16 protein-coding genes are annotated in these 18,302 nt (G+C 67.2%); 7 read left to right on the forward strand and 9 right to left on the reverse strand.

The genetic code is table 11. From position 1 onward, the window contains the following. Positions 1 to 4: 4 nt before the first annotated feature. The 3 genes from ACR4XW_RS02960 to ACR4XW_RS02970 all read right to left on the reverse strand — a co-directional run bounded on the left by ACR4XW_RS02960 (position 5) and on the right by ACR4XW_RS02970 (position 3,557). The gene (locus ACR4XW_RS02960; RefSeq protein WP_434759019.1) at positions 5 to 1,105 is read right to left on the reverse strand and encodes an ABC transporter permease; all 1,101 of its coding nucleotides are present in this window, start codon (positions 1,103 to 1,105) and stop codon (positions 5 to 7) included. Continuing rightward, positions 1,105 to 2,049: an ABC transporter permease gene (locus ACR4XW_RS02965; protein WP_434759020.1), complete on the reverse strand. Its 945-nt coding sequence runs from the start codon at positions 2,047 to 2,049 to the stop codon at positions 1,105 to 1,107. Before ACR4XW_RS02965 ends, ACR4XW_RS02960 begins: the two co-directional genes overlap by 1 nt. 107 nt (positions 2,050 to 2,156) lie before the next feature. Further along, entirely contained in the window at positions 2,157 to 3,557 is a 1,401-nt protein-coding gene (locus tag ACR4XW_RS02970) for an amidase (protein ID WP_434759021.1), read from the reverse strand. A gap of 131 nt (positions 3,558 to 3,688) precedes the next feature. Between ACR4XW_RS02970 and ACR4XW_RS02975 the strand changes: the two genes are divergently transcribed. Next, positions 3,689 to 4,765, forward strand: coding sequence for a CaiB/BaiF CoA transferase family protein (locus tag ACR4XW_RS02975; RefSeq protein ID WP_434759022.1), 1,077 nt, complete (start codon positions 3,689 to 3,691; stop codon positions 4,763 to 4,765). 3 nt (positions 4,766 to 4,768) lie between these two features. Here the strand turns inward: ACR4XW_RS02975 and ACR4XW_RS02980 are convergent, their stop codons facing one another. Next, complete coding sequence (locus tag ACR4XW_RS02980) at positions 4,769 to 5,314, reverse strand: TetR/AcrR family transcriptional regulator C-terminal domain-containing protein (protein ID WP_434759023.1); 546 nt, start codon at positions 5,312 to 5,314, stop codon at positions 4,769 to 4,771. Positions 5,315 to 5,384: 70 nt separating this feature from the next. Here ACR4XW_RS02980 and bioA point away from each other — a divergent pair, with 70 nt between their 5' ends. The 4 genes from bioA to bioB all read left to right on the forward strand — a co-directional run bounded on the left by bioA (position 5,385) and on the right by bioB (position 9,865). Beyond that, entirely contained in the window at positions 5,385 to 6,710 is a 1,326-nt protein-coding gene (gene bioA / locus ACR4XW_RS02985) for an adenosylmethionine--8-amino-7-oxononanoate transaminase (RefSeq protein WP_434759024.1), read from the forward strand. Then, on the forward strand, positions 6,703 to 7,398 hold the full coding sequence (gene bioD / locus ACR4XW_RS02990) for a dethiobiotin synthase (protein WP_434759025.1): 696 nt from the start codon (positions 6,703 to 6,705) through the stop codon (positions 7,396 to 7,398). Before bioA ends, bioD begins: the two co-directional genes overlap by 8 nt. Positions 7,399 to 7,490: 92 nt before the next feature. After that, entirely contained in the window at positions 7,491 to 8,786 is a 1,296-nt protein-coding gene (locus ACR4XW_RS02995) for an APC family permease (RefSeq protein WP_434759396.1), read from the forward strand. Beyond that, a complete protein-coding gene (gene bioB / locus ACR4XW_RS03000) occupies positions 8,783 to 9,865 on the forward strand; it encodes a biotin synthase BioB (RefSeq protein ID WP_434759026.1) in 1,083 nt (360 codons plus the stop codon). Before ACR4XW_RS02995 ends, bioB begins: the two co-directional genes overlap by 4 nt. Here bioB and ACR4XW_RS03005 read toward each other — a convergent pair. The 5 genes from ACR4XW_RS03005 to rpsL all read right to left on the reverse strand — a co-directional run bounded on the left by ACR4XW_RS03005 (position 9,862) and on the right by rpsL (position 15,758). Continuing rightward, on the reverse strand, positions 9,862 to 11,301 hold the full coding sequence (locus ACR4XW_RS03005; RefSeq protein ID WP_434759027.1) for an FAD-dependent oxidoreductase: 1,440 nt from the start codon (positions 11,299 to 11,301) through the stop codon (positions 9,862 to 9,864). The genes bioB and ACR4XW_RS03005 overlap by 4 nt on opposite strands. Positions 11,302 to 11,429: 128 nt before the next feature. Then, positions 11,430 to 12,629, reverse strand: coding sequence for an elongation factor Tu (gene tuf / locus ACR4XW_RS03010; RefSeq protein WP_434759028.1), 1,200 nt, complete (start codon positions 12,627 to 12,629; stop codon positions 11,430 to 11,432). Positions 12,630 to 12,774: 145 nt separating this feature from the next. Beyond that, positions 12,775 to 14,871, reverse strand: coding sequence for an elongation factor G (fusA, locus tag ACR4XW_RS03015; protein WP_434759029.1), 2,097 nt, complete (start codon positions 14,869 to 14,871; stop codon positions 12,775 to 12,777). Between the two features lie 45 nt (positions 14,872 to 14,916). Beyond that, positions 14,917 to 15,387: a 30S ribosomal protein S7 gene (rpsG, locus tag ACR4XW_RS03020; protein ID WP_434759030.1), complete on the reverse strand. Its 471-nt coding sequence runs from the start codon at positions 15,385 to 15,387 to the stop codon at positions 14,917 to 14,919. Continuing rightward, positions 15,387 to 15,758, reverse strand: a complete 372-nt coding sequence (gene rpsL / locus ACR4XW_RS03025) for a 30S ribosomal protein S12 (protein WP_434759031.1) — start codon at positions 15,756 to 15,758, stop codon at positions 15,387 to 15,389. Before rpsL ends, rpsG begins: the two co-directional genes overlap by 1 nt. Before the next feature lie 319 nt (positions 15,759 to 16,077). Here rpsL and ACR4XW_RS03030 point away from each other — a divergent pair, with 319 nt between their 5' ends. Together ACR4XW_RS03030 and ACR4XW_RS03035 are read left to right on the forward strand one after the other, a co-directional pair. Next, positions 16,078 to 16,635: a phosphotransferase-like protein gene (locus ACR4XW_RS03030; protein ID WP_434759032.1), complete on the forward strand. Its 558-nt coding sequence runs from the start codon at positions 16,078 to 16,080 to the stop codon at positions 16,633 to 16,635. Positions 16,636 to 16,708: 73 nt separating this feature from the next. Beyond that, positions 16,709 to 18,253, forward strand: coding sequence for an outer membrane protein assembly factor BamB family protein (locus tag ACR4XW_RS03035; RefSeq protein ID WP_434759033.1), 1,545 nt, complete (start codon positions 16,709 to 16,711; stop codon positions 18,251 to 18,253). Positions 18,254 to 18,302 lie beyond the last annotated feature (49 nt).

The raw sequence follows: 18,302 nt of genomic DNA on the forward strand, positions 1-18,302 counted from the left end.
CTCCTCACAGCTTCGCCTGGCGCGGATCCCACAGCTTGCGTGCGCGCTCGCCGAGCATGTTGAACGAGAACACGGTCAAGAACAGCACCGCACCCGGCACCAGCACGATGTGCGGGTGCTCCCGGAAGGTGGTGCCCTCACCCTCGGAGATCATGTTGCCCCAGGAGGGCTGCGGGGGCTGGATACCCAGACCCAGGAAGCTCAGCGAGGATTCGGCCACGATCAGTGCCGAGACCACGACCATCGAGTACGACAGCAGCGGCAACAGCACATTCGGCATGATCTCCTTGAACATCAGCCGGCCGTTGGTGGCACCCATCGAACGGGCCGCCAGGACGAACTCGCGCTGGGCGAAGGTCAGGGTGTTGGCCCGGGCCATTCGCACCATGCTGGGCAGCGCCAGCAGGGACAGGGCGAAGGACAGGTTGCGCATGTTCGGCTCCAGCACGGTGGCCAGGGCGATCAGCAGAATCAGCGGCGGGATGGCCAACAGGGCGTTGGTCAAGATGCCGACCACGGTGTCGGTGGCCTTGCGGAAGAAGCCGGCCAGCATGCCGATCGCACCACCGAAGACGATGCCGATCAGCACCGCCAGCAGGGCGACCACCAGCGAGGCGCGGGCACCGTAGATGACACGGGCCAGCAGGTCCAGACCGAAGTTGTTGGTACCCAACAGGTTCGGCGACAGCACATCGGGGCGGCGCATCGGCTTGGTGCCGTCCTGCAGCGCCCGGGCCAGGTCGGCGTGCTCCTGCAGGGGCAGCACCGGGGCCAGGATCGCGGCCAGGATCAGGATGCCGAGCCAGGCCACACAGGCCCAGGTGAGCAGGTCGAAGGACGGGCCGAAGACCCACTTCAGGGCCCGGTCGACGCCCCACCACATCACCGCACAGCCGACCACGAAGACCAAAAGCTGCAACCAGCCGATCGGCATCGAGATCAGGGCACCGAGAATGATCAGCAGGCCGATCACGGCGACGGCGATACCGACCCACAGACTGCCCTTGCGCTTGAACTTGGGCACATCCCCGGGCGGCGGGGTGATCGGATCGGCCGCGGCGGCGTCCACGGTCTCGGATTCGGGCGTAGGAGTGTTCTGGCTCATCATGCCCTCCTGGTGCGTGGATCGAGGAAGCCGTACGACAGGTCGACCAGGGCGTTGATCAACACGTAGATCACCGCGATGACCAGTACCGTGCCCTGCACCATCGTGTAGTCACCGGTGTCGGCGGCACCGATCACCAGCGACCCCATACCGGGGAGGGCGAAGAGGTATTCGACGATCACCGTCGAGCCGATCAAGCGGCCCAGGGAAATACCCATCACCGTGATCAGCGAGAAGGACGAGGGGCGCAGAGCGTCACTGACCAGCACGTGCACCGGGGACATGCCCTTGGCCTTCGCGGCCAGGATGTAGTCCTCCTGCAAGGTGGTGATCAGGTCGTTGCGCAGGATTCGGGTGAAGGTGGCCGCTTCCATCAGCGAGATGGTCACCGCCGGCAGGGCGGCGTGGAAGAGGTTCTTGCCGATGCCTTCGGACAGCCGTGACCACTCGGCACGGGGGAACCAGCCGAGGTAGTTGACGAAGACCATGATCAGCAGCAGACCGGCCAGGAAGCTGGGCACCGAGAGCACCGCGAAGGTGCCGGCGCTGACCACCCGGTCGACGCGTCCGCCCTGGTTGTAGGCCGACCACATCGCCAGCGGCACCGAGACCAGCAGGGCGAGCACCATGCCCATCACGGCCAACTGCACCGAGACCGGCAGGGCGGCGGCGATCCGATCGGACACCACGCTGTAGGGCGGCACGATCGACTTGCCGAGGTCACCTTGCAGGGCGCTGCCGAGCCAGTCGGCGTAACGCTGGAGGATCGGGTCGTTCAGGCCCAGTTCCTGCCGCAGTTGCTCATAGGCTTCCGGCGGGTGTCCTTCACCCAGAATGATGACCGCGGGGTCATTGGGGAGGAGTGATACCAGCATGAACGTTCCGAAACTCACCAGCAACAGCACCGCCAGCAGTTCGAGAACTGTGCGCAGAAACTTACGCAAGGCTCCTCCTCTCCTTCGTGTGTGACATCAGCGGGTCTCCTTCAATGAGGTCCGGCTACCGGGCGAGACAACCAGTAGCCGAGGGGGGCTCGGCACGGGTATCCCGTTCACCGGAAACTCCGATCGGTAACAATCTGCGGCCACGGCCGCGCCTGTTCGATCTGGGCGGCAACCGACAGCAAACGGCCCTCGCCACCGGTGTCGGCGACGAGCTGAATTCCGATCGGCAGACCGTTGTCGTCGAAGCCGAAGGGCACCGAGATTCCGGGCTGCCCGGTCATGTTGAACAGGCTGGTGAACCGTGAGATCGCCGGGGCGTGGGCCATCATCGCCTCGGGGTCGCGGGTGTCCAGTACTCCCAGTTCGGGTACGCGCGCACCGACGGTGGGGCTGAGCCAGAGGTCGTAGTCGTTGAAGTACTCCCCGGCCTGCCATCCGATCTCGGCACTGTCGCGCAGGGCGTCCTGGTACTGCTCCATGGTGACCTTGCCCCGGTACATCTGGTGGGTGAAGGGTTCGAGGTCGTCCTCACGCAGTTCGCGGCCGAGTGCGTCGAGTCGGCGCCGGATATTGCCCTGCAGGTCGGCGCGCATCATCGCCACGAAGGTGCGCTGCCACATCGCGACATCGACCTTCGGACGGGCCTCGGTCACCTCGTGGCCGAGCTCGGTGAGCAACTGCGCGGCCTGCTCGACCGCGGCCGCGACCTCGGGGTCGGTGCCCGAACCGTCGACCATGGTGGTCGACCAGCCGATCCGCAGCTTGCCCGGCGGGGTGCTGGCGGCCGCCAGGAAGTCCTCCGGGCCACCACCCAACCCGTCCCCGGGCCGGCGCTGCGAGGCGATGTTGAGCAGCAGGGCACTGTCGCGGACGGTGCGGGTCACGGCCAGGCCGATCGAATGCGGGGACGAGAAGACCGACGGGCTGGGCCACGACGACACCCGACCCCGGCTCGGCTTCAGGCCGACCAGGCCGCACATCGAGGCGGGGAGCCGGATCGAGCCGCCCCCGTCGTTGGCGTGGGCGACCGGCACCAGACCGGCGGCCACCGCGGCGGCCGACCCGCCGCTGGAGCCACCGGTGGAGTAGTTCTGGTTCCAGGGGTTGCGGGTGGGCCCGTACAGCAGCGGTTCGGTGCTGCCGTTGCGGCCGAGTTCGGGGGTGTTGGTCGATCCGAGAATCACCAGACCGGCCCGGCGGAACAGGGTCACCAGGTGGGAGTCGACCTCGCTGACCTGTTCGGCGAACAACCGGCTGCCATTGGTCAGCGGTAGCCCGGCGACCTGGATACCGAGATCCTTGACCAGGGTCGGCACCCCCGTCAGCGGGCCTTCGGGCAGGTCGTCGACCTCGGCCAGGGCCTGGTCGAAACGTTCGTGGACGACCGCATTCAACTCCCGGGCGCCTTCGATCCGTTCGATCGCACCCTCGACCGCCTCGCGCGCACTGATGCGTCCGGCGCGGATTTCGGCCGCCAGGGCGGTGGCGTCCAGTTCTTCGATCGACACGTTGTGTTCCCCTTCGGTGACTGCGGTAAACCTTGTCCATGTTCGGACCTGGCGCGGCGAGTTCCGACGGCGATCCCATTGGATGGGAGAACGTCTCAAGGCGTTTCCGACCGCGTTCCTAGCCTGACCACATGAGCACTGGACCGTTGCGGGGCGTACGCGTTGTTGAACTGGCCACGATCGGCCCGGTGCCGCACGCGGCGATGCTGTTGGCCGACCTGGGAGCCGATGTGGTGCGCATCCAGCGCCCCGGCATGCTGCCGAAGGGCACCCCCGATGCCGAACTGCGTGGCCGCCGGGTGGTGGAGGCCGATCTGCGCAGCGATGCGGGCCGCGAAGTCGCCCTGAGTCTGTTGGACAAGGCCGACGTGGTGCTGGAGGGATTCCGCCCCGGGGTGACCGAACGTCTGGGGCTGGGGCCCGATGATCTGCTCCCCCGCAACCCGGGGCTGGTGTACGGCCGGATGACCGGCTGGGGTCAGCACGGCCCGCGAGCCCAGCAGGCCGGCCACGACCTGAACTACATCTCGCGCACCGGGTTGTTGCATGCGGTGGGCCGCCCCGATGAGGTTCCGGTGCCGCCGTTGAACCTCTTCGGTGATTTCGGCGGCGGTTCGATGTACTTGGTGGTGGGGGTACTCGCCGCCCTGCTGGAGCGCGGCACCTCCGGTCAAGGTCAGGTGATCGATGCGGCGATGGTGGACGGTGCCCTGTCGCTGTCGACGATCGTGTGGGCCTTCCGCGGGATGGGGGTATGGAATGACGAGCGCGGCTCGAATTACGTCGATTCCGGTGCCCATTTCTACGAGGTGTACCGCACCGCCGATGACAAGTTCCTGGCCGTCGGTGCGATCGAGCCCCAGTTCTACGCGATGCTGCTCGAGGGGCTGGGCTTCGACGCCGATGAGGTGCCCAACCAGCACGACCGTTCGACCTGGCCGGCGATGAAGGAGCGTTTCGCCGAGCGGATCGCCACCAGGACCCGGGCCGAATGGGAAGAGATCTTCGACGGCACCGACGCCTGTGTCACCGGGGTGCTGACCTTCGCCGAGGCGGCCGAGGACACCCACATCGCCGCGCGCGGTTCGCTGGTCGAGGTGGACGGCGTGGTGCAACCGGCGCCGGCCCCGCGCTTCTCGCGCACCGAGGCCACGATGCCCACTCCCCCGGCCACCGAGGCCTGCGACCCGGCGACGATCTGGGCTTGAGCCTCACAACCGGGCTTCGACCCCGTCCAGCAGTAGGCCGACGCCGATCTCGAAACTGCGGTCGGCGCCGGGTTCGGTGTCGGGCTGGGGCCCGGCGAAACGTTCCCAGTCCTGGCGGGCCTGTTCCTCGGCCACTTGGCCCAGTACCAGATGCAGCAGGGTGGTGGCCGCGATCCGGGCTTCGTCCGGTGTCAGCCCGGCGGCGGCCAGCAGGGTGGTCGGATGCCTGGTGGTGTCGTGCCGGCTCAGCCCGAAACCGCGGGCGGTGATCACCAACTCGGCCGCATCGCGGTGCTCCAGCAGCACCCGGCGCAGGTCGGCGGCCCACTCCTCCACCGCCGGACGCCACCGGCCGAGCGGCTCGGCGACCTCGGCCAGGATCAGGTCGGCCACCCCCGCCAGCAGGGTCTGCTTGTCGGGCAGGTGGGTGTAGAGCGCCGACGGTTGCACCCCGAGGGAGCCGGCCACCCGGCGCATACTGAGGTCGGCCAGACCGAATTCGTCGAGAATGTCGGCCGCGGCCTGCAAGACATCGGCACGGGTCAGCACATATTCACCCTATCGTGAACGTCACGCAGCCTGATCTGAACACTGTTCGGATTTTTGCTAACGTGACCGCATGCGAACCGGGGCCGAGCTGATCACCAGCGACCGCGAAAAGCTGTGGCACCCCTACGCCAATCCCTACCGCCACGACCCGCTCTACGCGGTGATCGAGGCAGAGGGCTGCCGGCTGGTACTCGACGACGGCACCCACCGTCACGAGGTGGTCGACGGAATGGCGAGTTGGTGGAGTGCCATCCACGGCTACCGCCACCCGGTGCTGGACGCCGCGGTCACCGAACAGACCGCCCGCTTCGCCCATGTGATGTTCGGTGGTCTGACCCATGCCCCGGCGGTGGAGTTGGCCGAGCGGCTGCTCGAGTTGGCCCCCGGCATGGCCCGGGTCTTCCCGGTCGATTCGGGTTCGGTGGCCATGGAGGTGGCGCTGAAGATCGTCCGACAGGCCGGCATCGCCGGAGCCCGTCCGCGCACCCGCTTCGCCGCCCTGCACGGCGGCTACCACGGTGACACCTGGGGTGCGATGTCGGTGTGCGACCCCGATGGCGGCATGCACGCGCTCTACGCCGGGCAGGTGCAATCCCACGTCTTCCTGCCCCGGCCACCGGCCTTCGACGCCGACGAGGCCGAGCTGGCTGCCTGGGACGACAAGGCCAGTGCCCTGATCCGGCAGCACCGCGACGAGTTGGCCGGAATCGTGCTGGAACCGGTACTGCAGGGCGCCGGCGGAATGTGGGCCTGGGCGCCTGCTGCGCTGCGCCGTCTGCGCGAACTGGCCGATGAGTACGACCTGCTGTTGGTGGCCGATGAGATCGCCACCGGTTTCGGGCGCACCGGACGGCTGTGGGGCTGCGATTGGGCCGGGATTCGTCCCGATGTGTTGGCGGTCGGCAAGGCCCTGACCGGCGGCTACCTCACCCAGGCCGCCGTGTTGACCACCGAACGGGTGGCTCGCGCCCTGACCGATGGCCCGGCCGGGGTGCTGATGCACGGGCCGACCTTCATGGCCAACCCGCTGGCCAGCGCGGTCAGCAATGCCTCCCTGGGCTTGATCGCCGCCGGCGGCTGGCAACGCGATGTACCGCGGATCGAGGCGGTGCTGACTGCGGAGCTGGACGATCTGCGGACCCATCCGGGGGTGGCCGATGTGCGGGTGCTGGGCGCCACCGCCGCGGTCGAACTGCGCAGCGCCGCCGACCTGAGAATCGCGACCGAGGCCGCGGTCGCCCACGGGGTGTGGCTGCGTCCCTTCGGCAAGCTCATCTACGCGATGCCGCCCTATGTCGCGACCGACGACGAGGTGCGCACCATCGCCGGTGGCATCCGCGCCGCGGTGACCGCAGCCGTCCGCGGCTCGGAACAGGCAGCGGGGCAGCATGGCTGAGTCGCTCTCGGTACCGCCCGGCATCACCATCGTCACCGGCACCGACACCGACGTCGGCAAGACCGTGGCAACCGCCGCACTCACCCGCGCGCTGTTGCAGCGGGGCCGCACGGTGCTGGTCTGCAAGCCCGCCCAGACCGGGGTCAGCGCCGACGAACCGGGTGACCTGGCCGAGGTCTGTCGCCTCTCGGGGCTGCTCCCCGAACACACCGTCGAGGGCATCCGGGTACCGGAGCCCCTGGCCCCAACCACCGCCGGACGGCGCGCGGGCGTAGCCCTGCCCTCGGTGGCCGAACATGCCGACCGCCTCCGCAGGCTCGCCGACGACTACGAGCATGTCCTGGTCGAGGGTGCCGGTGGGGTGCTGGTCGGCCTGGACGACGCCGGCGCCACTGTGCTCGACCTGGCCGACGAACTGGTCGAGCTCGGGATGCCACCGGGTTTCGTGGTGGTCGCCCGAGCCGGCTTGGGCACCCTGAACCACACCGGGCTGACCTGTGCTGCGATCCGGGCCCGGCAGCACACGGTGACCGGCCTGATCATCGGCTCGATGCCCGACCATCCCGATCTGGCCGAGCAATGCAATCTCACCGATCTACCCGCCGCAGCCGGTTGCGACCTGCTGGCGGCCCTACCGGCCGGGCTCGGCAGCCGACCCGGCCCCCTCGACAAGGAGCACCTGACGTGACCACCCACAGTCCACCGCCGACCGAAGTCGGTACGGCGAATGCCGAGTTGCTGAAACTCGGCTACACCCCCGCCCTGCGCCGCAACCTGGGCATGGGCCATCTGCTGGTCTACGGACTGCTGTTCTTCGTCCCGATGGCTCCGGTGGCGGTCTTCGGCATCGTGGTGAACCGCTCCGGCGGGGTGCCGGTGCTGGTGTACCTGGTCGCGGCGGCGATCATGGCCCTGTCGGCGATCAGCTACGCCCAGATGGCCCGCCGGTTTCCGGTGGCCGGCTCGGTCTACGGCTACACCCGGCTGTCCACCAACCGCTTCCTGGGTTTCGTCGCGGGCTGGCTGATCCTGCTCGACTACATCTTGATGCCGGCCCTGCTGACGATCCTGTCGGCAGTCGCGCTGGGCCACATCTGGCCGATTCCGCCCGCGGTCTACGCTGCGGTCTTCGTCGGTGCCTCGGTGCTGATGAACCTGCGCGGAATGAAGATCACCACCCGGGTCGGCCTGGTGCTGCTGGCCATCCAACTGGTCGTGATCGCACTCTTCGTCGGCTTCGTCCTGCAGGCGGCCGCGGCCGGGCAGATCACCCTCACCCTGCACAGCCTGTGGCGTCCGGAGGTTTCCTGGGCCGCAGTGCTGTCGGCGGTCTCGATCGCCGCCCTGAGCTTCCTGGGCTTCGATGCGGTCAACACCCTGAACGAAGAGGCCCGCGGCGGCGGAAAGGCGGTGTCCCGGGCGACCACCATGCTGCTCGGCCTGATCACCGTGCTGTTCTGCCTGCAACTGTGGGCCGCGGCGGTGGTCAGCGATGCGACCGGATTCGCACCGGGGGCCGCCACCAACCGGGCCTTCTACGGCGCGGTCGATGCGGTCGCCCCTGGCTGGTATGTGCCGGTGTTCACCCTGACCAACGCCTTCGTCGCGATCTTCGCCTGCCTGGTGGTCGCGCACGCCGCCTCCAGTCGGCTGCTGTTCGCGATGGCCCGCGACGGCGTGCTGCCCCGTCAACTGGCCCGCACCAGTTCCCGCGGGGTGCCGCACGTTGCCGTGTTGACCATCGGCGCGATCGCCCTGGTGGTATCGGTGGTGTTCGCCGAACAGGCCGAGTTGATGACCTCCCTGGTCACCTTCGGGGCGCTGTCGTCCTACGTGTTGCTGCACCTGGCCGTGTTGGCCCGCTGCCTGGGCACCGAACGCTCGACCCGCTGGCTCACCCACCTGGTGGTGCCGGTCGCCGGTATCGCCACCCTGCTGCTGGCGCTGTCCCGCAGCACCCAGATCACGATCACCGTGGGCCTGAGTTGGCTCGTCCTCGGTATCGCCGGCCACCTGCTGTGGTCGCGGATCAAACCCTCATCCCCTGCCCAACTGCCAGACAAGGAACTGACATGACCTCCCTCAATCTCGACCGCATGGTCACCACCGCCTTGACCGGGGCCTCGATCGACCGTGAGGACGCGCTGGCCCTGCTGGCCGCCGACGACGCCGATGTGCTCAGCATCGTCGCCGCCGCCGGGCGGGTGCGCCGACACTTCTACGGCAACACCGTGCTGCTGAACTACCTGGTGAACCTCAAGTCGGGCATGTGCCCCGAGGACTGCTCCTACTGTTCGCAGGCTCTGGGGTCGAAGGCCGAGATCCTCAAATACACCTGGCTGACCTCCGAGCAGGTCGGTGAGGCGGTGCGCGCCGGGGTCGACCGGGGTGCCTCGACGGTGTGCCTGGTGGCGTCGGGACGCGGCCCGTCCCAGCGCGAGACCGACAAGGTCGCCGGCTACATCGAGGACATCCACAAGGAGCACCCGCAGGTGAAGATCTGCGCCTGCCTGGGCTTCGTCGACGAGGAAAAGGCCTCCACCCTGGCCGAGGCCGGTGCCGCCCGGTACAACCACAACCTGAACACCAGCGAGTCGAGCTACGCCGACATCTGCTCCACCCACACCTACGACGACCGGGCCCGCACCGTCGAGGCTTCCCGGGCCGGCGGCCTGTCGCCGTGTTCCGGCCTGATCGCCGGGATGGGCGAGAGCGACGAGCAGTTGGTGGACGTGGCCTTCGGGCTGCGCGAACTGAGTGCCGATTCGGTGCCGGTGAACTTCCTGCTGCCCTTCGAGGGCACCCCGCTGGCCACCCACACCGAGCTCACCCCGCAGCGTTGCCTGAAGATTCTGGCGATGGTGCGGTTCGTGAACCCGGACGCCGAGGTGCGGGCCGCCGCCGGCCGGGAGTACCACCTGCGCTCGCTGCAGCCGCTGGCCCTGGAGATCTGCAACTCGATCTTCCTCGGTGACTACCTCACCTCGGAGGGGCAGACCGGCGAGGACGACCTGAAGATGATCGCCGACGCCGGCTTCGAGATCCTCGGCAAGGTCAAGGACACCGAACCCCAACCCGAGCCCGAAACCCACACCGCCCCCGAGGTGGCGATCCGCAAGCGCGGAGCCGGCACCGATCTGCCGGCCAACGCCTAGGACAGCTCGCGTGCGGCGGCTTCCCGTCCGGCAACCCGGCCGAAGGCCAGGGCGTCGGCCATGTGGAAGCCGCCGTCCTTGCCCAGGGAGTAGGTGGAGCTGATCTCCCCGGCCGCGTAGAGGCCGCCGATCGGCTCACCCCACACGTTCAGCACCCTGGCCTTGCCGTTACGCCGCGGCCCGCCGTTGGTCCAGGCCAGCATCGGCTCGGCGGTGTAGGCGTAATAGGGGCCGGTTTCCAGCGGCACCAGACTGTCGGGGTCGCGGCCGAAGTAGGGGTCCTCCCCCGCGGCGCAGGCCGCGTTGTACCTGGTGATGGTTTCGGTGAGCACTTCTGCCTCGACGCCGAGTTGGTCGGCCAGTTCGGCGATGGTGTCGCCCTTGACCAGGATGCCCGCCTCGACCTCGGCCAGGTTGTCGGCGCTCCAGTGCCGGTCGTTGATCAGCACGTTCCAACCGACCGCCATCAGGTCCTTGCCCAGGCTGATCGGGCCGGCCGCCCGGGTGGCCTCGTCGAAGACCACGTGCATGCGCCGGGTCGGGAAGACCTCGTAGACGTCGTTGAGCAGCGCCACCCCGTGACCGGACTTGGCGCGCTCGTTGATGAAGCGGCGCCCGTCGGGGGCCACCCAAATGAATCCGGGCCGGAAGACGAAGGCCTGGTACCAGGCCTGCTGGGTTTCCGGGTCGGGCACCCCCGAGATCGACATCATGTTGTCCATGTGCCACAGGTCGGCGCCGACGGCCATCGCCATCTTCAGCCCGTCGCCGGTGGCGTGCGGGGTACCCCACAGCTTGGGTTCCGACAGCGGCAGGTACTGCTGGACGAGTTCGGCATTGGCCTGGAAACCGCCGGTGGCCAAGACCACCCCACGCCGGGCGCCGAACTCGACCTCGGTGCCGTCGTGTTCGGCGATCACGCCGGTGACGGTGCCCTGCCCGTCGGTGCGCAGCCGCCGGCCCGGGGTCTCGTAATGGATCTCGATGCCGCGGTCGGCCAGCGCCTGCATCAGGAACTGCCACAGCACCTGATGGCCCAGCACCCCGTCGATGGCCAGGTAGCCGCCGTAGGCGTCCGAGCCGTCCAGTTCGGGGTATTCGGGCTGCTCACCGTAGCCGGGCACCTTCTGCAGGTTCGCGCCGATCGAGGTGAGCCATTCGGCATTGGCCACGGTTTCGTCCGCCCAGGTCCGTACCACGTCCTCGGGCAGCGGGAAGCGGTCGGCCAAGGCCCTGAGGTAGTCCGCCCCGCGTTCGGCGTCCAGGCTGTGGAAGATACTCGAGCCGGAGACCCGGGTGTTGCCACCGGCCTGGTCGGGTGCGCACTTCTCCAGGATCACCACCGAGGCGCCGGCGTCGTAGGCGCTGATCGCGGCGGCCGCACCGGCAGCACCGCTGCCGAGGACGACTACGTCAAAGGTCTCTGTTGCGGACATGGCGACAGCTTCTCGACCAATAGCCCCCGGGCACCATCACACTCCCGGTCAGCAGACAGCCACCCCAAGAAAAGCACCAGGGCCGCACCCCGAGTGGGATGCGGCCCTGGTGTTACGGCTGGGTCAGATCACTTGAGGATCTTGGTGACACGGCCGGCGCCGACGGTGCGGCCACCTTCACGGATGGCGAACTTGAGCTGCTCCTCCATCGCGATCGGGTGGATCAGCTTCACGGTCATGTCGGTGTTGTCACCGGGCATCACCATGTCGGTGCCCTCGGGCAGGGTCACGGTGCCGGTCACGTCGGTGGTGCGGAAGTAGAACTGCGGCGCGTAGTCGCTGAAGAACGGCTTGTGACGGCCGCCTTCGTCCTTGTTCAGCACGTAGACGTTGGCCTCGAACTCGGTGTGCGGAGTGGTCGAGCCCGGCTTGATGACACACATGCCGCGCTGGACGTCTTCCTTCTTGGTGCCACGCAGCAGCAGGCCCACGTTCTCGCCGGCCTGGCCCTCGTCGAGCAGCTTGCGGAACATTTCCACACCGGTGACGGTGGTGGTCTGCTTGTCGTCGCGGATACCGACGATGTCGACGGTCTCGTTGACCTTGACGATGCCGCGCTCGATACGGCCGGTCACCACGGTGCCACGACCGGTGATGGTGAACACGTCCTCAACCGGCATCAGGAACGGCTTGTCGACCTCGCGCTCCGGGGTCGGGATGTACTCGTCCACAGCGTTCATCAGCTCGAGGATCGAGTTGACCCACTTCTCCTCGCCCTGCAGGGCCGGGAAGGCGGCAACGCGAACCACCGGGCAGTCGTCGCCATCGAAGTCCTGCGACGACAGCAGCTCGCGGACCTCCATCTCGACGAGCTCGATGAGCTCTTCGTCCTCATCGTCGATCATGTCGCACTTGTTGAGGGCGACGACCATGGCGGGCACGCCGACCTGGCGGGCCAGCAGCACGTGCTCGCGGGTCTGCGGCATCGGGCCGTCGGTGGCGGCGACCACGAGGATCGCGCCGTCCATCTGGGCAGCGCCGGTGATCATGTTCTTCACGTAGTCGGCGTGACCGGGGCAGTCAACGTGAGCGTAGTGACGGTTCTCGGTCTGGTACTCGATGTGCGAAATCGAGATGGTGATACCGCGCTGACGCTCCTCGGGGGCCTTGTCGATCATGTCGAACGGCGACGCCTCGTTGAGTTCCGGGTACTTGTCATGCAGCACCTTGGAAATCGCGGCGGACAGCGTGGTCTTGCCGTGGTCGATGTGTCCGATGGTGCCGATGTTGACGTGCGGCTTGTTCCGCTCGAACTTGGCCTTTGCCACTGGGGCTCCTTCTGGATGTCCGCCACGCGGTTGCGAGGCTTGTACTTGTACTGGTTTTTACGACCCGTCCCCCCGGGTTCGGGGGAACCGAATCAAGTTTTCTCGACTATGGCCCGAACGTCAAACCGATACGGGCCTTCTTACCTTACTCCCCGCGCGCCTTCTGCACGATTTCGTCGGCCACCGACTTCGGGCACTCGGCGTAGGAGTCGAACTCCATCGAGTAGCTGGCCTGACCGGAGGTCTTCGAACGCAGGTCGCCCACGTAGCCGAACATCTCCGACAGCGGCACCAGCGCGTTGATCACCTGGTTGCCGTGCTGCTCGGTGGTGCCCTGCACCAGACCGCGACGGGAGTTCAGGTCACCGATCACGGTACCGAGGTAGTCGGACGGGGTGGTCACCTCGACCGCCATCATCGGCTCCAGCAGGGCCGGGTCGGCCTTGCGGGCGGCTTCCTTGAAGATCATCGAACCGGCGATCTTGAAGGCGAGCTCGGAGGAGTCGACGTCGTGGTAGGCGCCGTCGGTCAGGGTCACCTTGATGTCCTCGACCGGGTAGCCGGCGAGCACACCGAACTGCATGGCCTCCTGGATGCCGGCGTCCACCGAGGGGATGTACTCCTTGGGGATGCGGCCACCGGTGACGGCGTTGACGAACTCGTAGCCGCTGCCGGCCTCGGTCGGCTCCAGGTCGATGATCACCTTCGCGTACTGGCCCGAGCCACCCGACTGCTTCTTGTGGGTGTACTCGACCTTCTGCACCGGACGACGCAGGGTTTCGCGGTAGGCCACCTGCGGCTTGCCGATGTTGGCCTCGACGCTGAACTCGCGCTTCATCCGGTCGATCAGCACCTCGAGGTGCAGCTCGCCCATGCCGGCGATGATGGTCTGGCCGGTTTCCTCGTCGGTGTGCACCTGGAAGGTGGGGTCCTCTTCGGCGAGGCGCTGAATCGCGGTGCTGAGCTTCTCCTGGTCGCCCTTGGTCTTCGGCTCGATGGCCTGCTCGATCACGGGGGCGGGGAAGGTCATCGACTCGAGCACGACCGGGTCGTTGATGTCACAGAGGGTGTCACCGGTGCCGGTGTCCTTCAGGCCCATCACCGCACCGATCTGGCCGGCCCCGAGCGAGGTGATCTCCTCACGCTTGTTGGCGTGCATCTGGTAGATCTTGCCGATCCGCTCGCGCTTGCCCTTGGTGGAGTTGAGCACCTGCGAACCGGTCTCCAGCTTGCCGGAGTAGACCCGGATGAAGGTCAGACGACCCAGGTGCGGGTCGGCGGCAATCTTGAAGGCCAGCATCGACAGCGGGTCGGATTCGGAGGGGTGACGCTCGACACGGTCCTCCTCGTTGCCCGGCTTGAAGCCCTCGATCGCCTCGACGTCCAGCGGCGACGGCAGGTAGTCGACCACGGCGTCCAGCAGCGGCTGCACACCCTTGTTCTTGAAGGCGGTGCCGCACAGCACGGCGGTCAGCGAGCTGGACAGCACGCAGCGACGGATCGCGGCCTTCAGGTCCTCGGGGGTGAACTCCTCGCCACCGAGGTAGACCTCCATGAACTCGTCGTCGTTCTCGGCGATGGTCTCCAGCAGCAGGGAGCGGTACTCCTCGGCCTTGTCGGCCAGGTCGGCGGGGATCTCCTCGATGGCGTAGTCCTCACCGAGCTTGGTCTCGCCGCGCCAGGTCAGCGCACGCATGTAGACCAGGTCGATGACGCCCTCGAAGTTCGCCTCGGCACCGATCGGCAGCTGCAGGATCGCGGTGGTGGCCTTCAACCGGTTGTGGATCGTGTCGATCACGTGGAAGAAGTCGGCACCGGTGCGGTCCATCTTGTTGACGAAGCAGATCCGCGGAACGCGGTACTTGTCGGCCTGACGCCACACCGTCATCGACTGGGGCTCCACCCCGGCAACGCCGTCGAACACGGTCACACCACCGTCGAGCACCCGCAGCGAACGCTCCACCTCGACGGTGAAGTCCACGTGGCCCGGGGTGTCGATGATGTTGATTCGGTGACCTTCCCAGAAGCAGGTCACGGCCGCGGAGGTGATGGTGATCCCCCGCTCCTTCTCCTGCTCCATCCAGTCGGTCGTGGCACCACCGTCGTGGGTTTCGCCCACCTTGTGGTTGATACCCGTGTAGTACAGGATGCGCTCGGTGCTGGTGGTCTTGCCGGCATCGATGTGAGCCATGATGCCGATGTTGCGAACCTTAGCCAGGTCGATTTTGGTCTGGACGGCCACGGAGGTCTTCCTAACTGATGTGAGGACGTGCGGGGTGGGCTGGGATCACCAGCGGTAGTGAGCGAAGGCCTTGTTGGCCTCGGCCATCTTGTGGGTGTCCTCGCGACGCTTCACCGCGGCACCGAGGCCGTTGGAGGCGTCCAGGATCTCGTTCATCAAACGCTCGGCCATCGACTTCTCGCGGCGCTGCTGGGCGAAGCCGACCAGCCAACGCATCGCCAGGGTGGTCGAGCGACCCGGCTTCACGTCGACGGGCACCTGGTAGGTGGCGCCACCGACGCGGCGGGAGCGAACCTCCAGCGAGGGCTTCACGTTGTCCAGCGCACGCTTCAGGGTCTGCACCGGGTCGACACCGGTCTTGGCCCGGGTGCCTTCCAGAGCGGTGTAGACGATGTTCTGGGCGACGGTCTTCTTGCCGTCCTTGAGGATCTTGGAAACCAGCTGGCTGACCAGCGGAGAACCGTAAACCGGGTCGACGTTGATCGGGCGCTTCTGGGCGGGTCCCTTGCGCGGCATTACTTCTCCTTCTTCGCGCCGTAGCGGCTGCGAGCCTGCTTGCGTCCCTTGACACCCTGGGTGTCGAGGGAGCCGCGGACGATCTTGTAGCGAACACCCGGCAGGTCCTTCACACGGCCGCCGCGCACGAGCACCATCGAGTGCTCCTGCAGGTTGTGGCCGACACCGGGAATGTAGGCGGTGACCTCAATACCGGTGGACAACCGAACACGAGCAACCTTGCGCAGTGCGGAGTTCGGCTTCTTGGGCGTGGTGGTGTACACGCGTGTGCAAACGCCACGACGCTGGGGGCCGCCCTTGAGCGCGGGGGTCTTGTTCTTGTTCACCTTGGTGGAGCGGCCCTTGCGGACCAACTGCTGGATTGTGGGCACCGGCTGATGTCTCTTTCCGTTGTGGTCTTGCTCGAATGTCTTGCCTCGTTGCTGGGGCGTATTGAACTTTCAACACGACCTGGCGACACTGCTGGGCCCGACCACGCTGGCGCGGGGGCACCGAAACAGTAAGTACGCGCTTCCCAGTCGGGGCCGGACCACCGCCCGATCCATGTCGAGGCACGCACAAGAGTCCGGACAAGCCGAACACAAGGAGATAGATTACTTGCTGTATCCCACCGGGTCAAAACGCGAACAGCGATGATACCGGCCCACTCCGCGAGTCGCCGACACCCAACCGCCAACTACCGGAGACAATATGCGTGTGTCCCAGCCACAGCCAGTCCCTTCCACCGGTCGTGTCATCGTCATCACCGGAGCGATGGCGGCCGGCAAGTCGACCGTGGCCGAGATGCTGGCCCATCATCTGCCGCGCTCGGTGCACATCCGGGGGGATTCCTTCCGCCGGATGATCGTCAACGGTCGGGCCGAGATGACCTTGCACCCCACCGCCGAGGCGCGGGCCCAGTTGGACCTGCGCTACGACCTCGCCGCCCATGTCGCACTGGCCTGGGCGGGGCACGGATTCGACGCGATCGTCCAGGACGTGATCATCGGCGACGACCTGCCGGCCTTCATCGAGCGCCTGACCGGGGTGGACCGTTTCCTGGTGGTGCTCTCCCCCAGCGTGTCGGCCCTGGAATGGCGCGAACGTCAACGGGACAAGCGATCCGAGACCTACATGTCGGTCGGGGCGATGGACAACACCCTGCGCAACGAGACCACTCGGCTCGGGTACTGGCTGGATTCCTCGGCCCAGACCCCCGAGGAGACGGTGGGCGACATTCTGGAGCACCTGGAACGGGCCAGAGTGTGATCTGAGTTGCGCCCCCGGCGGACGGATTGGAAGATCAAGGCAGCATCCGCCTGCGACGAATCACGAGGACATGATGGACGACGCCAACCGGCCCGATTTCGTACCCCCTGGTTCGGCGCCCTCCCCCACCGACGACCCCGAGCCCATCGTGTCTCCGGCCGAGGCTCAACCCACTCCCGAGACCGACCCTGAGACCGCCCCGGCCGGCGCTGCGGAGCCGACACCCGAGGCCCCCGCCCCGGCCACGGCCGTCCCCGGGGCCCGTCGTCGAGCCCCACTGATCATCGCCCTGGTGGGGGTGCTGGTGGTGTTGGCCGCGATCGGCGGGGTGGTGTGGTGGACGATGTTCCGCGGTGGCGACTCCGACTCGCCCACGGTGCCCGATATCGATCAGGCCCCCGAGATCGCCTGGACCTTCCGGTTGCCCGAGAAGGCCGAAGACCTGCAATGGGCCCCGGCCGGCGATGATCTGGCGCTGGTGTACTCGTCCTCGGTCGATGCGGCCGATCCGGTGCCGGTGTATCTGATCGACGTGACCGACGGCAGCACGAAGTGGGAGCTCGACCTGAACAAGGCGACCGATGGCGCGTTGGACGCCGAGTGGGTCGTGGGTCAGGATCTGCCCGGCACCGACTTCGTCTCGGTGAGCCTGTACACCGGGGACGGATCCTCGCCCAGCACCTTCATTCTGGTGAACCGGGAAACCGGCGAGGTTGACAGCTCCCACCAGTTGGAGATCGGCGAGGGGATCATGACCGCCGCATCGGGCAATGTCTACCGGGCCAACTGGATGCACAACCAGATCAACCGGGTCGCCGGGCTGGACGACATCGACAACGTGCTGTGGACCACCGACATCCCGTCCTTCGAGGGCGGCGATTTCACCATCGGCATCGAGGAGCGGGACGGCTACTCCCTCTACGGACGGATTCGCGGCCTGGGCGGCGTGGCCGGCTACGACTGGCCGTTGTACTTCGCCGCCGCCGGCACCGAGGACGGGGAAACCCCGGGCTGGATTCTCGGCGACACCGACCAGCCGAGCAGCTACATCCTGCTCGACGACGTGGTGGTGCGGATGACCCAGGCCGACACCACCACCGCGGTCGGGTTGGACCGCAATGGTGAGGAACTGTGGCACCTGGACAACTTCCGCGGTGTGGTGATGCCGCTCAACGACATGTTGTTCGTGATCGACCACCGCGATGATCACACCGCGATCACCCGCTACGACCCGAAGAAGGGCGAGCCAATGTGGGACACCCCGGCCCGGCTGCCGGTCGGCACCGCCCTGACGATGGTGGGCAACAAGGTCGTCGCGCTGACCTCCTCGGAGAATCCGCAGGCCGTCACCGTGAATCCCGGCAACGGGTCCCTCGGGCACCAGTTGGACTTCCCGCCCACGTACAACAATCAGTTCTTCGTGGGCTCCGACCGGCTGTACGTGGCCACCCGGCCCGACACGGGTTCGGAACTCACCCTGATCGCACAGCCGGTGAACAAGCCCGGCTCCCTGTGGACCGCGACGTTCCCGGCCACCTACGAAGCCACCCAGGTGGGACGCCACCTGCTGCTGCTCGACCAGCAGAACCGGACGATGGCCGGACTGGGAACGCCCTGACCGGGGTGTTGCCACCAACACAGGGTCGGTGAAATACGAAGGGGGCCCG

It is taken from the genome of Pseudenemella bisphenolivorans (assembly GCF_051133435.1).
Classification (GTDB): Bacteria; Actinomycetota; Actinomycetes; order Propionibacteriales; family Propionibacteriaceae; genus JAAYAO01.

Bases quoted from the DNA above. Each gene is read 5' to 3' on its own strand.
- ACR4XW_RS02960 (WP_434759019.1), bottom strand. From the start codon at position 1,105: ATGAGCCAGAACACTCCTACGCCCGAATCCGAGACCGTGGACGCCGCC.
- ACR4XW_RS02975 (WP_434759022.1), top strand. From the start codon at position 3,689: ATGAGCACTGGACCGTTGCGGGGCGTACGCGTTGTTGAACTGGCCACG.
- bioA (WP_434759024.1), top strand. From the start codon at position 5,385: ATGCGAACCGGGGCCGAGCTGATCACCAGCGACCGCGAAAAGCTGTGG.
- bioD (WP_434759025.1), top strand. From the start codon at position 6,703: ATGGCTGAGTCGCTCTCGGTACCGCCCGGCATCACCATCGTCACCGGC.
- ACR4XW_RS02995 (WP_434759396.1), top strand. From the start codon at position 7,491: ATGGGCCATCTGCTGGTCTACGGACTGCTGTTCTTCGTCCCGATGGCT.
- bioB (WP_434759026.1), top strand. From the start codon at position 8,783: ATGACCTCCCTCAATCTCGACCGCATGGTCACCACCGCCTTGACCGGG.
- ACR4XW_RS03005 (WP_434759027.1), bottom strand. From the start codon at position 11,301: ATGTCCGCAACAGAGACCTTTGACGTAGTCGTCCTCGGCAGCGGTGCT.
- rpsG (WP_434759030.1), bottom strand. From the start codon at position 15,387: ATGCCGCGCAAGGGACCCGCCCAGAAGCGCCCGATCAACGTCGACCCG.
- ACR4XW_RS03030 (WP_434759032.1), top strand. From the start codon at position 16,078: ATGCGTGTGTCCCAGCCACAGCCAGTCCCTTCCACCGGTCGTGTCATC.
- ACR4XW_RS03035 (WP_434759033.1), top strand. From the start codon at position 16,709: ATGGACGACGCCAACCGGCCCGATTTCGTACCCCCTGGTTCGGCGCCC.